At 72.0% G+C, this 18644-nt stretch carries 7 protein-coding genes; all 7 read right to left on the reverse strand.

The window, feature by feature from the left end; translation table 11 throughout:
• Nucleotides 1-10: 10 nt before the first annotated feature.
• Nucleotides 11-754, reverse strand: coding sequence for an alpha/beta fold hydrolase (locus ABZX61_RS30460; protein ID WP_355199588.1), 744 nt, complete (start codon nucleotides 752-754; stop codon nucleotides 11-13).
• Entirely contained in the window at nucleotides 751-1785 is a 1035-nt protein-coding gene (locus tag ABZX61_RS30465) for a Gfo/Idh/MocA family oxidoreductase (RefSeq protein WP_355199589.1), read from the reverse strand. The genes ABZX61_RS30460 and ABZX61_RS30465 overlap by 4 nt, the downstream gene beginning before the upstream one ends.
• Nucleotides 1782-2849: a saccharopine dehydrogenase NADP-binding domain-containing protein gene (locus tag ABZX61_RS30470; RefSeq protein ID WP_355199590.1), complete on the reverse strand. Its 1068-nt coding sequence runs from the start codon at nucleotides 2847-2849 to the stop codon at nucleotides 1782-1784. The genes ABZX61_RS30465 and ABZX61_RS30470 overlap by 4 nt, the downstream gene beginning before the upstream one ends.
• Nucleotides 2846-8308 carry an amino acid adenylation domain-containing protein gene (locus ABZX61_RS30475; RefSeq protein ID WP_355199591.1) on the reverse strand — a complete coding sequence of 1821 codons (5463 nt, stop codon included), beginning with the start codon at nucleotides 8306-8308 and terminating at the stop codon, nucleotides 2846-2848. The genes ABZX61_RS30470 and ABZX61_RS30475 overlap by 4 nt, the downstream gene beginning before the upstream one ends.
• A complete protein-coding gene (locus ABZX61_RS30480; protein ID WP_355199592.1) occupies nucleotides 8305-14589 on the reverse strand; it encodes an amino acid adenylation domain-containing protein in 6285 nt (2094 codons plus the stop codon). Before ABZX61_RS30480 ends, ABZX61_RS30475 begins: the two co-directional genes overlap by 4 nt.
• A gap of 130 nt (nucleotides 14590-14719) precedes the next feature.
• Nucleotides 14720-17797: an amino acid adenylation domain-containing protein gene (locus ABZX61_RS30485; RefSeq protein ID WP_355199593.1), complete on the reverse strand. Its 3078-nt coding sequence runs from the start codon at nucleotides 17795-17797 to the stop codon at nucleotides 14720-14722.
• 2 nt (nucleotides 17798-17799) lie between these two features.
• Nucleotides 17800-18618, reverse strand: coding sequence for a hypothetical protein (locus tag ABZX61_RS30490; protein ID WP_355199594.1), 819 nt, complete (start codon nucleotides 18616-18618; stop codon nucleotides 17800-17802).
• Between the last annotated feature and the right edge of the window lie 26 nt (nucleotides 18619-18644).

Here is an 18644-nt window from a genome sequence, read left to right on the forward strand (position 1 = left end):
GAATCCTTCCTCAGGGTGTGGACGGCCACGCGGTGGCGATGGCGCGGGACAGCTCCGCGATCACGTCGCCCTGCCGCGGCACGAGGTAGAAGTGGTCGCCCTGCATCACGCGGACGGCGAATCGGTCCCTGGTGAGCTCGCCCCATCGCGCCGCCTGCCCGGCGGTCACCTCGGGGTCGTCGCTCCCGAGCAGCGCGGTGACGGGGCAGGCGAGCACGCCGCCCGGCCGGTGCCGGTAGGTCTCGTCGACCCGGTAGTCGTTGCGTACGGCGGGCAGGGTCAGCTCGCGGATGTCCGGATCGTCCATGAGCTCCCGGTCCACGCCGCCGAGCCGGACCAGCTCGTCCACCAGCTCGTCGTCGGAGCGGGCGTGCGTGTCGCCGGGGCGGTGCTCGTGAGGGGCGTGCCGGCCGGAGGCGAACAGGTGCGTCACGCCCCTGCCCCTGGCCTCCAGCGCGCGGGCCACCTCGTACGCGATCAGCGCCCCCATGCTGTGCCCGAACAGCGCGACCGGCCGGTCGAGCAGCGGCGCCATGGCGTCGGTGACGAGCTTGGCGAGGTGGACGGCGTCGTCCACGAGCGGGGCGGCGCGGTGATCGCCGTGTCCCGGGTACTGCACGGCGCGTACCTCGACGGAGTGCGGCGCGTCCCCGTGCCAGCTCCGGTAGAAGCTCGCGGAGCCGCCCGCGTGCGGGAAGCAGAACAGCCGCAGCCCGGCGTACGGCCTGGGCCGGTAACAGTGGAACCAGTTCATGTGAGCTCCGCGGCGGACAGGGGTCGTGGTGCCGTCTGGACCAGCAGTTCGGGCCGGCCGATCGCGGCGGTGGCGTCGAGCCAGAGGCGGCTGAGCGTCAGGTGGTACTGGCCCTGGCGCAGCGGATCCCGCCCTTCTTCGACGTCCTGGCGCAGCTCCGACAGCGCCCGCCGGACGCCGTCGGGCCACACGGACGTGACGATGTCGTGGAAGGTAGGCGCCTGCGCCGGTCCGATGGTGGTGGCGCTGGGCAGGCGCAGGTGGCCCGCGCCGGTGTCGAAGCGGTCGTCGGCGTCGCGGCCGACGTACATGCGGGGGCTCCACACGAGCGGGCCGTGCGTGTTGACGAGGGTGAGGCTGCCGCCCTCCGTCCCCACGGTGACGCGGTGGAGCAGGTGCAGGTGGGCGTCGGGGTCGTTGGGGGCGATCTGGTTCTGCACCCGGAGGGTCAGCGGCACGCCGCCGACCGTTCCGGTGAGGCAGGTGAACGGCGTGCCGGGGGCCGGGGCGGTGAACGTCCACGGGCGTAACGCGCCCAGGGCCCGGCCGAGGATGTCGAACAGGGCGTAGGCGACGTGGACACTACAGGCGGCGTCCACGTAGAGGGGCCGCTGGAGCTCGAACAGGCGGCGGGCGGTCTCGATGAACCGGCGTACCGGGTCGAGGTGGACGTACAAGGTGTTCACGTGGTGCACGGCGGAGGCGGCCCGGGCAGTGCGCAGGCAGCGGGCCAGCTCGTCGGCGTGCAGCGGATGCTCCTGCAGCACGTGCACGCCGCGGGCCAGCAGGGCGCCGGCCAGCTCGCTGCCCTCTCCCCCGACGACTCCCGACCGTACGACCACGCAGGCCAGGTCCGCGAGCTCGGGCACCTGGTCGGGGTCCGTGAGCAGCGGGACCCTGTACTCCTCGGCGTACGCGGCGGATCGGGCGCTGCCGCGGGCGAGGACGCCGGTCAGCTCGAAGGGGCCGTCCCGCAGCGCGGAGAGGTAGATCTGGCCGAACTTGGTCCCGCACACCACCACCCGCTTCACAGCGCGCCCTCCTCGAACACCGGCGCGACCAGGTCGATCGGCGCCACCGCCTCGGTGATCTCGATCTTCGCCACGGGCTCCAGGTCCGCCAGCACCCGGGCCGGGTCGAGCACGGCGTCGGCCTGGTGGAGCCCCGCGGCGACCTCGCCGCGGAGCACCGCCATGGCCGCGTGCGCGGCGACCGCGGCGGTGAGCGCGTAGGAGTCGTGGGTGCGCAGTGCCAGGGTGCGGGTGCCGTGCGGGCCGCTGAGCTGGAAGAGCAGGACGTAGTACGGGGTGCGCCCGGCCAGTTCGAGCTCGGCCGCGCGCGTCAGGTCCGCGGCCTGGCCGGCGGCGCTCGCGGCGGCGAGGACGCCGTCGCCGGTGATGACGTTGTACCAGCGGGCCTCCGCCAGCCCGAGCTCCGCGGCCACCCGCTCCGCCTCGGCGCTCAGGTAGGGGTAGGCGGTGACCGGTCCTGGGAAGTAGGGGAGCTGGACGTCGTGGACGGGGGTCAGGGCGCGGGAGACCCTGGCGCCGTCACGCCACGCGGCCAGCGCGGCGCCCCGCTCCTCCTGCCCGGCCAGCAGGAAGTCACCGGCGGCGGCGGGGGTGAGCCGATCCAGCCCGCCGGTGTAGACGTCCAGCCGGAGCCCGGCGTTCGGGGAGGCGAGGGCGGCCAGGTGGCGGGGCACGAGTCCGGTGAGGCCGGGAAGCATTCCCGCCGACAGCACCGCCGTACGTCCCCGCGTGCCCGCATCGGCCTGGGCGAAGGCGGCGGCGTCACCGGCGGCGTCCACGTAGTCGGCCCCGGCGGCGAACGCGGCCCGCGCCACCCGGTCCCGCAGGAGGTAGGAGGGGCCCGCGCAGTTCACCACGACCTGGCAGTCCGCGCAGAAGCGGGCGAGCTCGGCCCCGTCGAGCGCGTCCACCTGCCACGCCTCGCCGTGCCCGCCCAGCTCCGCGTCGACGAACCGCCGGGCCGCCGCCCCGTCCCGCCCGCCCACGCGCAGCCCCGGGTGATCGGCGAGCAGGCGGGCCGCGGTGCCGCCGACCGCGCCGTAGCCGCCGAGCACGCCGATCACGCGACCACCTCGGTCACCAGCTTCGCCACGTCGGCCGCGTACGGCCCGCTGAGGCAGCTGAAGTGGTCGCCCTCGATGTCGAGCGCGGTGAGCCGGCCCAGGCAGAGGTTCTGCCAGAAGTCCGTCATGTCGTCCTGCAACGTCGGCACGAGGTTGGTGACGCCGCGCTGGCGGAGGAACGTGATGTCGCCCGCGTACGGCTCCGGGTCGTAGTGGGTGACGGCCGTGAAGCTCTGCCGGAAGACCCGGTAGGCCAGGTCCACCCGCTCCTGCGGTTGACCGAGGGCACGGGCGACGGCGGCCAGCCGGTCCGTGGGTGAGGTGGCGGCCAGTTCGGCGAAGTGGCGGCCGATCTGCGCGAGGCCGGGATCCGCGCTGCCGGCGAGCGCGGCCAGGCTGCCCTCGGGCACGTGTCCGGGCGACGACTCCAGCACCACCCGCAGGGCCCCGGCGAGGTCTCCGCCGGGGTGGCCGAGCCGGACCGGGTCCAGGCCGCAGGCCTGCGCGAAGCCGTACTCCAGCATGAGCTCGTCGCTGATCCGGTAGGGGAAGCGGGAGCTGCTGACGACGGTGAGCCCGTCGACCACCGCGCCGCTCTCGGTGAGCCGGCGGGCGACCTCGGTGGCGATGAGGCCGCCCATGCAGTAACCCACGATGTGGTAGCCGGCCGCGCCCTCCTCGATCAGGAGCCGCGCGTACGATCCGGCCAGCGATTCCACCGTTTGCGCGGGGTCCAGCTCCAGGTAGCGCTCCGCGTCGTTGATCACGAGGCCGAGCAGCGGCGTCCCGGAGAGCTCGGGGACGAGCGCCCGGTACGGGGTCAGGGTGCCGGTGCCGTCGTGCAGCAGCACCCGCACCGAACCGCCCTTCGTCCCGTCTCCGGACAGGCGTACCAGCGGGCTGGCGTGCGTTCGCGGCAGCCCTTGTTCACGGTCGTCGCGGGCCTGGCGGAGATGGGCGGCCAGCGCGGCGACGGTCGGCTGGTTGACGAGCTGGCGGACCAGGCTGTCCCAGTAGAAGCCGCTCGCCTCTTCCAGCTCCTCGCGCACCCGCCCGGCCAGGCGGGTGACCAGCAGGGAGTCGCCGCCCAGCGCGAAGAAGTCCTGGTCCCGTTGGACGCGCGGGAGCCCGAGCAGCTCGGCCCAGAGGGCGGCCAGCCGCCGTTCGAGGTCGTCGCGCGGCTCCTCGCCGCCGGGCGCGCTCTCTCCTGCCGTGCTGGGCAGGAGGGTACGCAGCCGCGCCCGGTCGATCTTGCCGTTGTCCGTCAGCGGCAGCTCGTCGACCACCTGGACATGAGCCGGGAGCATGTAGTCGGGCAGCCGCTCGGCGAGGAACGTCCGAAGCTCCGCCAGGTCGATCCGCTCCCGGTCGTCGGGGAAGCGGGCCGCGAAGACGCACTGCCCGAGGGACGCCAGCGGGTCCCCCGGCCCGGGCAGGCAGGCGAGCGTACGGGCGCCCGCCCCGCGCAGCAGGTCGAGCCACTCGTCGCGGGTGACGAACGTCCGGTCGCGGCCCTGCCGCACGTCGGCGTAGTCGTGCGGGTTCATCAGGAACTCCATCGAGCTCATGATCTGGACGTGCTCGCGGGTGGTCTCGATGAACACCAGCCACCCGCCGGGCACCAGCAGCTCGCGGAACCTGGCCAGCACGGCGGCGGCGTCGTGGGAGTTGTGCAGGACGTTGGCGCAGAGGATGACCTCGAAGGAGTTCGGCTCGTAGCCCTGGGCGCGGTAGTCGGCGTTGATGTCGAACAGGCCGTACCGCACCCACGGGTGGTCCGCGAACCGTTCGGCGGCCTGGGTGAGGAAGAACCGCGACAGGTCGGTGAAGACGTAATCGACCTGCTGTCCGGCCAGCTCGGGGATCAGCTCGGCGCTGGTGCCGCCCACGCCCGCGCCCGCTTCCAGGACGCGCAGCGGCCCGCCGGTGTGGTGCTCGGCCACGCGGCCGACCACCGCGCGCACGATGCGGTTGACGTACCTGCTGAGCACGTTGTCCTTGTATGCGCCCTCGGCCGTCCCCACGTCACCCTCGGGGAACAGCAGCTCGCGGGCGTCGAGCTCGCCGCGCATCAGCTCGGACAGGTGCGTGGTGCTGACCCGCAGGAACCTGATCAGCTCGGCCCCGTAGTCGAGCCCTTCGGCCAGGATCCCGACCCGGCGCCACAGCGGCTCCACGCCGGTGTCCCCGCGCAGGTTCCGGTACCGCCCGTCGGGGTCGCGGTCGAGCCGTCCGCGCTCGTGCAGCGCCGTGAGCCAGCGCCGGACGAGCCGGTGGTGGTCCGGCGCGACCCGCGCGGCGGCCAGGATCTCCTCAAGGGCATGGCCGTCCTCGGTGGTGAACAGGCCGCCCGTACGGAGCGCCGCCGCCATCGACGCGAGCGCGATCTCGTCGAGCGTCTCGGCCACCGCCACGACGCGCGCCAGATCGACGCCCTCCAGGGCCGCGACCGCCGCCACCTCGGCCGCACCCGCGACATCGAGCCCGCCATCCCGCCCAGCCCCTGCGTCCGGCGTGTCGCCCCGCTCAGCCTCCGCGTCCGGTGCGCCGTCGTCCTTGCGGGCGGCGGCCTGCGCGAAGGCGATCAGGCGGCGTTCCAGGGCGCGGTCGCCGTCCACGATCACGGTCCCGGCCGCGACCGCGGGGTGTGCCTGCAGCGCGGTCTCCACCTCGGCCAGCTCGATCCGATGGCCGCGGATCTTGACCTGGGAGTCCTCCCTGCCGAGGAACTCGATGTTGCCGTCGGGCCGGTAGCGGCCGAGGTCACCGGTGCGATAGAGGCGCTCGCCGCCGTGAAGCACGAAGCGCTCGGCGGTCCTCCCCTCGTCACCGAGGTAGCCCATGGCCACGCCGGAGCCGCCGATGTACAGCTCTCCCGGCACCCAGTCCGGGCAGGGCCGCATGGCGGCGTCGAGCACGTGGAAGGTCTGGTTGGCCAGCGGCTTGCCGTACGGGACGCTCACCCAGCCGGGCAGCGGGTCGCCGACGGGGTGGTAGATGGACCAGATCGCGGCCTCCGTGGCCCCGCCCAGGCTGATCACGTCCAGTCCCGGCACGCGGCGGCGGATCTGGCCGGGCAGCGCCACCGGGATCCAGTCGCCCGACAACATCGCCAACCTCAGCGAGGGCAGCTCCGCCGCAGGCTCCGCGTCCAGGTAGTGCTGGAGCATCTGGAGCTGTGCGGGCACCGAGTTCCACACGGTGACCCCGTGCCCGGCGGCGAGCTCGGCCCAGTGGGCCGGGTCGCCCCGGTGTGACGGGTCCGGCAGCACGAGGGCCGCCCCGACGGCGAGCGGTCCGAAGATGTCGTAGACCGACAGGTCGAACCCCAGGCCGGCCAGCCCGAGCACGCGGTCGTCCGGGCCGACGCCGAAGCGGGCGCTGATGTCGTCGATGGTGTTGCGGGCGGCCCGATGGCTGATCATCACGCCCTTGGGCACGCCCGTCGAGCCCGAGGTGTAGATGACGTAGGCCAGATCGTCAGGATGCCGCCGGACGCCGTCCTCGGCGTGGGCCGGCGAGAAGGCGTGCTCGGCGTGGGTCGGCGGGAGGGTGTCGACGGCGATCCAGTCGTGCTCGGCGTGCCAGGACTGCGTGAGCACCAGGCGGGCCGAGGCGTCGGCGAGGATGCGGTCGCGCCTCGCCGGTGGCTGCCCGGTGTCGACCGGCAGGTAGGCGCCGCCGGCCAGCAGCGTGCCGAGCACGGCCACGACCTGCTCGACCCCCTTGTCCATGACCACGGCGACGATCTCGCCGGACCGGTGCCCCGCCTCGCGCAGCGCCCGCGCCACCCCGGCGGCCCGGCCCAGCAGCTCGCCGTACGTGATCGAACCGGCGCCCGTGACGACGGCGGTTCGTTCCGGTGTGCGGCGTGCCTGGGCCACGACCTCCTCGTGCAGCAGCCCGTCCGGGAGCGGCGCGGCGGTGGCGTTGACGAGGGCGCGGCGGCGCGCCTGCGCTCCGGGCAGCTCGACGGGGTCCTCCGACGACCAGGCCTCGTCCGAGGACAGGCCGTGCAGGAGCGCGGTGAACGCGGCGAACATGTCGTCCACGAGCCCTTCGGGGAACACCCCCGCGCGCACGTCCCAGTTGACCAGCAGCGCGTCGCGGTGCTCCTTGACCTGGCAGTCGATCCACACCTGGGGCGTCTGGCTGATGCCGTACTCCGGCGTGCCGTGCTCGGCGTCGTCACGGCCGAGGCCGATGGCGCTGGTGAACACCACCGGCATCAGCGCGGCGTCCCGGCCGCGCCGGCGGGCCAGCTCCCGTATGACCTCGATGCCGCCGCAGCGGCGGTGCTCCATGTCGGCGAAGAGCTGCCGGCCGATGGCGTGGGCGCGCTCGGCGAAGGACCGGCCTGGCGTGGTGTCGACGGCGAGCAGGTTGAGCGTGGTGAAGTCGCCGACGACCCGGTCGATGTACGGGTGCAGCGGCGGGCGGTCGAGCAGCGTCAGGTTGAGCGTGAACCTGGTCCGCCGGCTCCACCTCCCGATGACCTCGGCGTAGGCGGCCAGCACGGCCTGCGACGGCGTGATGCCGGCCGCGGCGGCCCGGGTGCGTAACCGCGCCCATTCCGCCGGCTCCACCCTGCTCTCCCACCGCCCGAACCGGGCGTCCACGGCGGCCTGGTCGAGCGCGGGCAGTTCGGGCGCGGGCGGCAGGTCGTCCATCCGTTCCCACCAGTAGGCGCGATCCCGGTCGTAACGGGCGCTCTCGCGCTGCGCGCGCAGGGCCAGCAGGCAGTCGCGGAAGCTGACCGGGACGGGGGGCAGGTCGGCGTCGGGGTTCTCGTGCAGCAGGTGCAGCTCGCCGAGCAGCAGCTGGATGCTGACGTAGTCGGCGATGAGCAGGTCGATCGAGGCGTGCAGGAGGGCTCCGCGATCGGTGAGCGAGATCCGCAGCTCGAACAGGGGCCAGCTGCCCGCCGGATAGACCGTGTTCGCCATCTCCTCGCGGACGGCGGCGAGCCGCTCCTCCGGGTCGGTGCCGCGCAGGTCCGTCACGCGGACCTCGTAGCCCGGGACCTCGGCGAGCACCTGCTGGTGGCCGTCGGGGTGGATCACGGCGCGGAGCATGTCGTGGCGGGCGATCAGGGCGCGCCACGCGGCCTGCACCCGTTCCGGGTCGAGCCGGGGGAAGGAGACCTCGACATAGCCGTGGCAGGCGACTCCGCCGTAGCCGAACGCGTCGTTGCGGCCGAGCAGGTAGGCCTGCTGGACGTCGGTCAGCGGGAAGGGGTCGAGGCGGCGTTCGGGCTCGGGCCGGACCGTCTCGGCCTCGGACTCGCGGCGCAGGTGCGCGATGATCTCGGGCTTCGCGCCGATCAGCGCCGCGCGCCGATCCTCGGTCAGCGCTCCCTTGGGCGCCCGGAAGCGGAGGCTGCCGTCGTCCTCCCACAGCCGAATCCCGGCGGCCTCCATGTCGGCGATGAGTTCGTGTACGGCCGGTGCCTGGGTCACAGCACGCCCTCTTCCGTCTCTTGGGTGTCGTCCGCCGTCAGGCCGATCGCCTCGGCGCAGTCGGCGATGGTGGGAGTGGCGAAGAAGCGGCGCAGGGACAGCTCCACGCCGAGCCGCCGCCGTACGATCTCGGCGAAACGGGTGGCGAGCAGAGAGTCGCCACCGAGGGCGAAGAAGCTCTGGCCCCGGCCCGGCGGCGGGATCTCCAGCAGCTCGGCCCACAGCTCGGCGAGCAGCGCCTCCGCGCCCGGGCGTGGGGGGTCGTCATCCGGCAGAGGTTCCAGCCGGGTGGACAGAGCTCCCCTGTCGATCTTGCCGTTGGCGGTCAGCGGCAGCCGATCCAGTACGGTGATCGTCGGCGGGACGGCATAGCCGGGCAGCCGATCGGACAGGAACGAACGCAGCTTGTCGAGATCGACGTCCTCAGGCGTGACGAAAGCGGCCAACCGGCGCTGCCGCCGATCCCCGACCGCGACCGCCACCGCGCGGGCCACCTGCGAAGACGCCTCCAGGGCGGCCTCGATCTCCCCCAGCTCGATCCGATGCCCCCGGATCTTCACCTGATGATCAGCCCGCCCCAGGAACTCCAGCGTCCCGTCCGGCCAGTACCGGCCCAGGTCCCCGGTCCGATACCAACGCTCGCCCTCGTGCTGGACGAACTTGGCCGACGTCGTCTCCGGATCTCCCCGGTACCCGATGGCGACGCCTGCGCCGCCGATCCACAGCTCTCCCGCGACCCAGTCCGGGCAGTCCCGGCCGCGCCCGTCCACCACCCGATAGCGCTGATTACGCAGCGGCAATCCGTAAGGGATCGACGTCCAATGCGCCGGGACCCGATCGACCTCCCACGCGTTGGACCAGATCGCCGCTTCCGTCGCGCCGCCCAACGCCACCAACCGGCACTCGCTCTGAGCGGCCAGCCGCGCGTGAAGGTCCAGGCCCACCCAGTCACCCGACACCAACGCCAGCCTCAGACTCGGAGCCGTGGTGTGCAGGAGCATGTCGAGCAAGGTCGGGACGGTGTTCCAGATCGTCACCCCGTGCGCGGCGCACAATCGGGCCCAAGCCTGCGCATCCCGCCGCTCCTCCTCCTGCGGCAGAACGAGCGCACCGCCCGCCGACAGCAGGCCGAAGATGTCGAAGACGGACAGGTCGAAGTCCAGCGCCGACACCGCCAGGACGCGATCGTCCGGACCCACGCCAAAGCGCTGGTTGATGTCCTCGATCGTGTTGAGCGCCGCCCGATGAGAGACCTCTACCCCCTTCGGCTCGCCCGTCGACCCCGACGTGAAGATCACATACGCCGACATATCCGGCGCGACCATCACCGGCTCGGCCAACCCTTGTGACTCCCCGGGCAGACCGGTCAGGACGTGACGCGCACCCGCTCGCGACAGGATGCGCTCCCGCCGCGCGACCGGCTGATCCACCCCTACCGGGACATACACCCCACCAGCGGCAAGAACACCCAAGACAGCGGCGATCTGGTCCGGTCCCTTGGGCAGCACGACCCCCACCGCATCGCCTGTTGCGACCCCAGCCGCCCGTAGATGCCCCGCGACCTGCAACGCCTGATCCGCCAGCGCGCCATACGAGACCACCTGACCGTCAGCGATCAACGCCGCACGATCAGGCTCACGGGCAGCCCACCCGAAGAACCCCTCGTGCAAAACGCCTTCCGGCAACGGCCCCGAAGTAGCGTTCACCCGCTCCCGCACCACGGCCTGACCAGCAGGCAACCCCACCGGAGCAGCAACCGACCAATCCCCCTCCGCCAACCACTCCAACAACCCCCCATAGGCGGCGAACATCGCATCCAGCGCACCCGGCGCGAACAGTTCCTCCACCGCGTCCCACCGGACCAGCAGGTCTCCCTCGACCTCCCCCACCTGGCTGTCCAGCCAGACCTGCGGGGTCTGCGACACTCCCCAGACCTGCTCGGCGAAGGAGGGGCCGAACGCGCCGCCGCCGGCGACGCCGAGCGTGCTGGTGAACACGACCGGCATGGTCATCTCGATCGAGTCGCTCCGCCTGGCCAGCTCCCGCATCACCCAGACCGCCGACACCTCGCCGTGTTCGAGCCCGCGCCACACCTCTTCCTGCAGCCCGCGCGCCCCGTCCAGCCAGCCGGCTCCCGACCGGTAGCCGGCGAGGAGGAGGGAGGTGAAGTCGCCGAGCACGCGGTGGATGTCGGGGTGGACCTCCCGCCTGTCGAACAGCGTGAGGTTGAGCGTCAGCGCCTCCTGGCCGCTCCACCTGCCCAGGACCTCGCCGAAGGCGGCGGCCAGCACGGTGGCGGGGGTCAGCTCGTGCCGCCTGGCCAGATCCGTGATCGTACGCCACCGCTCGGCCGGTATCCGGAGCTCGCGGCGGGCGAACCGGGGCCGGTCGATCAGCGCCGGGTCCACGCGCAGTGGCAACCTCGGGGCGGGCGGCAGTTCGGGCAGCCGGGCGGCCCAGTATTCCTTGGCCGTCTCGAAGACCGCGGGATCGGGCTCCTGCGCGAGCACGTAGTCGCGGAACGACACCTCGATCGGCGGCAGGACGGTGTCGGGGTCGTGGTAGAGCTGGTCGAGTTCGGCGAAGAAGACCATCATGCTGAGCGCGTCGACGATGATGTTGTCGAAGCTGACGCCGAGCCGTACCCCGCCGTCGTGGCGGGCGGCCCGAGCGTCGAACAGCGGCCAGCTGGACACGTCCAGCACCTGGTGCGACATCTGCTCGCGCAGCTGTTCGACGCTGTCGACGGCGGCGACGGCGAAGCGCGGCACCTCGGGCAGGATGCGCTGGAGCCCGTCCTGGTCGAAGACCGCGCGCAGCATCTCGTGCCGCTCGATCAGCAGGTTCCAGGCCGTTTCCAGCCGTTCGAGGTCGATGTCGCCGTCGAACTCGGTGTAGAAGTGGCAGCCGACGCCGCCGAGCGTGAAGTGCTCGGCCCGGCCGAGCCAGTAGGCCCGCTGCACCTCGGTGGGCGGGAACGGGTCGTGCCGGTGCTCGACGTCCGGGACCAGCACGGGAGCGGGCGCAACCGCCTCCCCCACGGTGAAGGTGGCCGCGAAGTCCGCCAGCACGGGCGTCTCGAACAGCAGGCTCAGCCTGGCGTCGGCGACGCCTTCCGCACGCAGGCGCGCGATCATGCGGGTGGCGAGCAGGGAGTCGCCGCCGAGGGCGAAGAAGCTGTCCGTGCGCTGTACGACCGGGAGTTCGAGCAGGTCGGCCCAGATCTTGGCGAGCACGGTCTCGGCCGGTCCCACGGGCGGCTCCTGGACGGTGCTCTCCGCTGTCTCGATGACCAGGGCGGTGAGTGCACTTCTGTCGATCTTGCCGTTGGCGGTCAGCGGCAGCCGATCCAGTACGGTGATCGTCGGCGGGACGGCATAGCCGGGCAGCCGATCGGACAGGAACGAACGCAGCTTGTCGAGATCGACGTCCTCAGGCGTGACGAAAGCGGCCAACCGGCGCTGCCGCCGATCCCCGACCGCGACCGCCACCGCGCGGGCCACCTGCGAAGACGCCTCCAGGGCGGCCTCGATCTCCCCCAGCTCGATCCGATGTCCCCGGATCTTCACCTGATGATCGGCCCGCCCCAGGAACTCCAGCGTCCCGTCCGGCCAATACCGGCCCAGGTCCCCGGTCCGATACCAACGCTCGCCACCGCTCTCGACGAACTTGGCCGACGTCGTCTCCGGATCTCCCCGATAACCGATGGCGACACCGGCGCCGCCGATCCACAACTCCCCCGCCACCCAGTCCGGACAGTCCCGACCGCGCCCGTCCACCACCCGGTACCGCTGATTACGCAGCGGCAATCCGTAAGGAATCGACGTCCAATGCGCCGGGACCCGATCCACCTCCCACGCATTCGACCAGATCGCCGCCTCCGTCGCGCCGCCTAACGCCACCAGCCGGCACTCGCTCTGAGCGGCCAGACGCGCATGCAGATCCAGGCCCACCCAGTCACCCGACACCAACGCCAGCCGCAAACTCGGAGACGTGGTGTGCAGAAGCATGTCGAGCAAGGTCGGGACGGTGTTCCAGATCGTCACCCCGTGCGCGGCGCACAGCTCCGCCCAGCGTTGGGCATCACGCCGTTCGCTCTCTTCGGGCATTACCAGCGCGCCACCCACGGACAGCAGGCCGAAGATGTCATACACCGACAGGTCGAAGTCCAACGCCGACACCGCCAGGACCCGATCGTCCGGACCCACGCCAAAGCGCTGGTTGATGTCCTCGATCGTGTTCAACGCCGCCCGATGAGAGACCTCCACCCCCTTCGGCTCGCCCGTCGACCCCGACGTGAAAATCACGTATGCCGACATATCCGGCGCGACCATCACCGGCTCGGCCAACCCTTGTGACTCCCCGGGCAGACCGGTCAGGACATGGCGCGCACCCGCTCGCGACAAGATCCGCTCCCGCCGGGCGACCGGCTGATCCACCCCCACCGGGACATACACCCCACCAGCGGCAAGAACACCCAACACCGCCGCGATCTGGTCCGATCCCTTGGGCAGCACGACCCCCACCGCATCGCCTGTCACGACCCCAGCCGCCCGCAGATGCCCCGCGACCTGCAACGCCTGATCCGCCAGCGCGCCATACGACACCACCCGGCCATCACCGATCAACGCCGCACGATCAGGCTCACGGGCAGCCCACCCGAAGAACCCCTCGTGCAAAACGCCTTCCGGCAACGACCCCGAAGTAGCGTTCACCCGCTCCCGCACCACCACCTGACCAGCAGGCAACCCCACCGGAGCAGCAACCGACCAATCCCCCTCCGCCAACCACTCCAACAACCCCCCATAAGCGGCGAACATCGCATCCAACACACCCGGCGCGAACAACTCCTCCACCGCGTCCCACGCCAGATGCAGCCCATGGTCGTACTCGTTGATCTGGTGATCGAGCCACACCTGCGGCGTCTGCGTGATCATCCAGCCGGGAGCGCCGAAGGCCTCGCGTACCTCCGGGACGATCAGCTCGGTGCCCAGGTTGCAGGCGAACACCACCGGAGCCCCGATGTGCTCGCCGCCGCGGGCGAGGTCGCGGAGCACTTCGACGCCGGAGTACCCGGTGTGCCGCGCGTCGGCGCGGAAGCGGGCCTGCAGGGTTCTGGCGCGCTCCGCGAACGGCTGCGCCTCGGACAGGTCGGCGGCCACCAGGATCAGGTTGGTGAAGTCCGCGACGAGGTGGGCCACGTCCGGATGCACGGTCTCGTCCCGGTCGAACAGCGGCAGGTTGAGGAGGAAGCGCTTTTCGCCGCTCCACGCGGCGAGCACCTCGGCGTAGGCGGTGGCCAGCACCATGGCGGGGGTCAGCCCGTACGCGCGGGCCTGCTCCTGGATCCGCCGCCACGAGTCGAGGGACAGCCACCTCTCGCGGCGGACGAACCGGGGCCGGGCGATCCGGCCGGGCTCCACGGCGAGGGGCAGCTGGGGCGCGCCGGGGAGCTCGTCCAGGCGGCCGCGCCAGTACTCCTGGTCCCGTGCGCGCCGCGCCGCGCGTTCGGCGTCGCGGGCCGCGAGATATCGGGGGAACGAGCAGGCCAGCTCAGGGAGCGGCCGGTCCGGGTCCAGGTAGAGCATGGCCAGGTCCCGCAGCAGGATCTGCAGGCCGAGCACGTCGGCGACCAGGAAGTCCACCTCGAAGTGCACCCTGGTGCGGCCGCCCGGCAGCAGCGACAGCCGCACGTCGAAGACCTCGCCCCTGGAGGCGTCGAAGCGGCGGTGCGACAGCCGTTCCCTGACGGCCTCGGCGGCCTCCTCCCCGAGCTCCGTCAGGTCGTGCACGGTCAGGCCGGGCCAGGGGCTGGTGTCCGTGATCTGCTGGGTGCCGTCGTCGTGGAAGATCGCGCGGAGCATGCCGTGCCGGTCGATCAGCGCGCGTACGGCCCGCTCCAGCCGCGCCGGGTCGATGCCGGAGCCGTCGAACTCCAGGTACGCGTGGCAGCCGACACCGCCGATGACCTGCCCGTCGCCGCGCCCGATCCAGTACGCCAGCTGGACCGGGGTGAGCGCGAACGGCGCCGCCTCGTCCACGACCGGCTCCGGCGCGGGGACCTCCACGGCCGGGGACAGTCGCGAGCTGACCAGCGACCACCAGGCCGCGAGCGTGAACTCCGTCGCCAGCTCGCTGAACGCGATACCGGCCCCGGCGCGCCGCCACCGCCCGGCCAGCCGCATCGCGCGGAGCGAGTCGAGCCCCAGGCTGATCAGGTCGGCGTGGTCGGTGACCGCCGAGGGGTCGAGGTCGAGCTGGCCCGCGATGTCCGCGCGCATCGATTCGAGGGTCGGCGGAGAGGTGGAAGGGGCATGGGGAACGACGGCTTTGTCCGACACGAGAGAACCCGCCTATCGAGTAGTGCCTGCATCACGCCCGCGGCCGGGTGCGGACCCGGCCGCGGGTTCGTCAGAGGTTCGCGCCGGCCGCCTGCAGCCGCCGGGCGAGGCCGGCCGGCGTCGGCTCCTCGAAGATGTCCTTGAGCTTGAGCCGGATCTGGGTCTCCCGCTTGATCTCCTGCAGCAGCTTGACCGCCAGCAGCGAGTGCCCGCCGAGCGCGAAGAAGTGGCTGTTGGGGCCGAGATCGTTGCGGTTGAGCATGACCTTCCAGAGCGCCACCAGGGAGTCGACCAGCTCGTCCCCGCTCTCGGACGGGAGTTCCTCCTCCACGCTGTTCTCGGCGTCGCGCAGCTCCGTGGCCAGGCGGCGGAGGGCGGGGTAGTCGACCTTGTCGTTGCCCGTCATCGGGAACGCGTCCACGGTCACGTACTCCTGGGGGGTCGCGGCGTACGGGAGGGAGGCGCTGGCGTGCTCCCACAGCTCCGAGGTGACCTCGGGGCGCTCCGGCGCCACCACGAAGGCCCACAGGACGGCGTCGGCGCTGGGGTCGCCGACGACCACCACCGCGGCGGCCCTGACGTCCGGGTGGGTCAGCAGCACGCCCTCGACCTCGGCGAGCTCGATCCGGTTGCCGCGCAGTTTGATCTGGCGGTCGAGCCTGCCGAGGATCTCCAGCCGGCCGTCGGACGTCCACTGGGCCAGGTCGCCCGTGCGGTAGGACCGGCCGTACTGGGGGTGCTCGCCGAACCGCTCGGCGGTCAGCTCCGGGCGGTTGTGGTAGCCGATGGCCACCCCGTCGCCGGCGATGCAGAGCTCGCCCCGGGTCCCGATCGGCAGCGGGCGGCCGTCGGGGGCGGAGACGTACACCTTGGTGTTCGCGATGGGCACGCCCACGTCGACGCGGTCGGCGGCCGGGTCGATGCGGCCGGAGGTGGACCAGATGGTGGTCTCCGTGGGGCCGTACACGTTGTAGAGCTCGCACCCGGTCGCGGACAGCCGTTTGGCCAGGACGGCGGGCATCGGCTCGCCGCCGCAGAGCACGCGGCGGCCGGCCAGCTGCCCGGCCACCTGGTCGATGACCAGACGCCAGGTGGTCGGCGTGGCCTGGGCGACGGTGACCTCGTAGCGCCGCAGCGCCTCCGCGAGGGGTTCGCCCTGGGTGCGGGCGTCGTCCGGCGCGACGGCCAGCCGCGCGCCCGTCGTCAGGGGCAGGAACAGCTCCAGAGCGGAGATGTCGAAGCTGAACGTGGTCAGCCAGAGCACGGTGTCCTCCGCGCTCACGGCCAGCTGGTGCGCGAAGTGCGCGATCAGGTTGGCGAGGCTGTAGTGGTCGATCAGCGTGCCCTTGGGAAGCCCGGTGGAGCCGCTGGTGTAGATGAGGTACGCGCAGTCCTCCGGCCTGACGCTGCTGAACGCCGTCACCGTGCCGGAGACCGGCGTCACCGAGTCGACGGGCACGAGCGGCAGGACCGTACGGTCGCCGGAGACGACGATCCCCTCGCCCGCGAGGACCACGGCGGCGCCCGCGTCGTCGAGCTGGTAGTCGAGCCGCTGCTGCGGGTGGTCGGGTTCGAGCGGCAGGTACGCCGCCCCGGCGAGCCACACGCCGACGGCGGCCGCGGCCAGCTCGGGACCGCGCCGCGCGAGCAGCGCGACGACGTCGCCCCTGCCCACGCCGGCGGCCCGCAGCTCGTCGCGGGTGGCCTCGGCTGCGGCCCACAGGCGGCGCAACCCCACGCGGCGCTCGCCGTCGAGCACCGCGTCGGTGTCCTCCGGCGGCGCGGCGGAGACCTGGCGGGCGATCTTGTCCAGTACGGTCGCCGGCGTCACGGCGCGCTCGGTGGCGTTGGCCAGCTCGATGGCCGCCCGGTCCTGGTAGCACCAGACGGGCAGGTCCGCGAGCGGTGTGTCGGGCTGCTCCGCGAGCGTGACGAGCAGCTCGTCGAAGCGGGCCAGCAGCAGCTCCACGTCGGCCCGGTCCAGGACGTCCACGCAGAACGCGGTCCTGATCCTGATCGCCTCGGGGGTGGAGGTGACGAAGAACTCCAGGTCGAACTTGCTGAAGCCGTTCTCGATCACCACCTGCGCGGCCCGCAGCCCGCCCAGCATGAACTCGGCGGACAGGTCGGCGGGCACGTAGTTGAAGGTGTGCCGGAAGAGGTTGTTGCGCCAGCCGTCGCGCGGAACGATCTCCAGCAGGTCGTCCACCGGGTGGTCGGCGTGCGACATGGCCTCCATGAACGTGCGGCGGGTGAGCCGCGTGTACGTGCGGAAGTTGTTCGCCCATTGCACGCGGGTGCGCAGGGTGAGCACGTTGATGTGGTAGCCGAGCCGGGTGGCGGCCTCGGGCGTCCGCACGCTGATGGGTGAGCCGATGGTGAGGTCGGGGCCGGCGCCGTGGGCGGCGAGCAGCACGCCGTACGCGGCCATGAGGACGACCGACTCCGGCGCCCGCAGCTCGCGCTGCATCCGCCGCGCCGCGTCGCGCGCGGCGGGGGACAGCTCCCAGTTGACCACGTCGCCGAGGAGGGTGACCTGCGAGGCTTCCGGCTGCTCGCACCACAGGTCCAGCTCGTCGGCGCGGAACCCGTCCAGCTTGTCGTGCCAGAACTCCCGGCTGCGCGGGTCGGCGGCCGGCTCCTCCCAGGCCGGCACGGTGTCGCGCGGCGGCGACTCGCCCGCCGCGAGGGCGTTGTAGGTCGCGGCGAGCTCGTTCATCAGCAGCGCGGACGACAGCCCGTCGAAGATCGAGTGGTGGATCGCCAGGCAGTAGACCTCGCCCGCCTCCTCCTCCAGGACGGCGGCACGCACCAGGAGCTCGCCGTCCGGCCGGAACGGCCGGGCCACGAACTCCGTCAGCCACTCGCGTGTGGCTCCCCGGCCGCCCTCCTCGAAGCGCAGCTCGGCGTACTCGGGCGGCAGGACCTCCCGCGTCATGCCCTCGGCCTCGATCCCGAAGACCGTGCGCAGGATCTCGTGCCGGCGCAGGACGTGGTTGATCGCGTCCAGCATGAGGGTGCGGCTCGGCAGTCTCGCCACGCTGAACGCCACGCCCAGGTTGTTCACCCCGGTACCGGGGACCAGCTCTTCCAGCATCCACAGCGCCTGCTCCTTGCGCGAGGCGCGCTGACCCAGCATCTGTTCCATGATCATCTCTCCAGCAGCTTGGTGACGGCCCTGGCGACCTCGTCCGAGGTGAGCAGCACGTCGTGGCCCTCCTCGAACCTGAGCTCCTCGGCCACGACGGTGCGACCGGAGTCACGCAGCCGGTTCAGGCCGTTCCTCGGGTTGGACGAGCTCACCGCGATGGCGCGCAGCCACCCCTCCCAGGGGTCCAGGTGGTCGGCGTAGGTGAGGAAGGCCAGGAAGGCGCTGAACGTCTCCCACATCTCCTCGGAGTACTCCGGGTCGAACCCGGCCCTTTCGAACGCGCGGTGCCCGACCTCGCGGAAGGTGGCATACAGCTGGGCGGCGTAGCCCTCGACCGTGATCCCCTCGACCTGGAGCGTCGTGTCCATGGTCTCCCGGAGCTGGGCGACGTCCTCCTCGTTCAGGATCGAGGAGAGGATGCCGAAGACCTTGCCGAACTGGAAGTAGACGTTCTCCAGGCTCGTTGGCTCCGGGTCGAAGAGGATCAGCTCGGGCGTCGAGCCCTGCAGCTCGGCCAGCTGGTCGACGAGCTCGGTCGCGTAGACGGCGCCCACGCAGTAGCCCATGACCGCGTGGACCTTCCTGCCGCTCTCCTTGATGGGCTCCACCCAGGAACGGACATAGGCGGCACCGTCGATCCCGCAACCGGGCGCCACGGCGGGCGGGCGCACGTGCCAGAAGGTCGCGTCATAGTCAATGTTCGCCACCAGCTCGGGGAAGCCCGCCTCCGCGCGGCCGGTCTCCGTGAAGTCGACGCAGAGGACGAGGTCCGCCGAATTGGATGCTTTGAGCGTCGTCCAAGTGGTTACCAGGGTCATGATCATTCCTTTGATCGGAGTTCTGC

It is taken from the genome of Nonomuraea sp. NPDC003709 (genome assembly GCF_040610775.1).
Classification (GTDB): domain Bacteria; phylum Actinomycetota; class Actinomycetes; order Streptosporangiales; family Streptosporangiaceae; genus Nonomuraea; species Nonomuraea angiospora_A.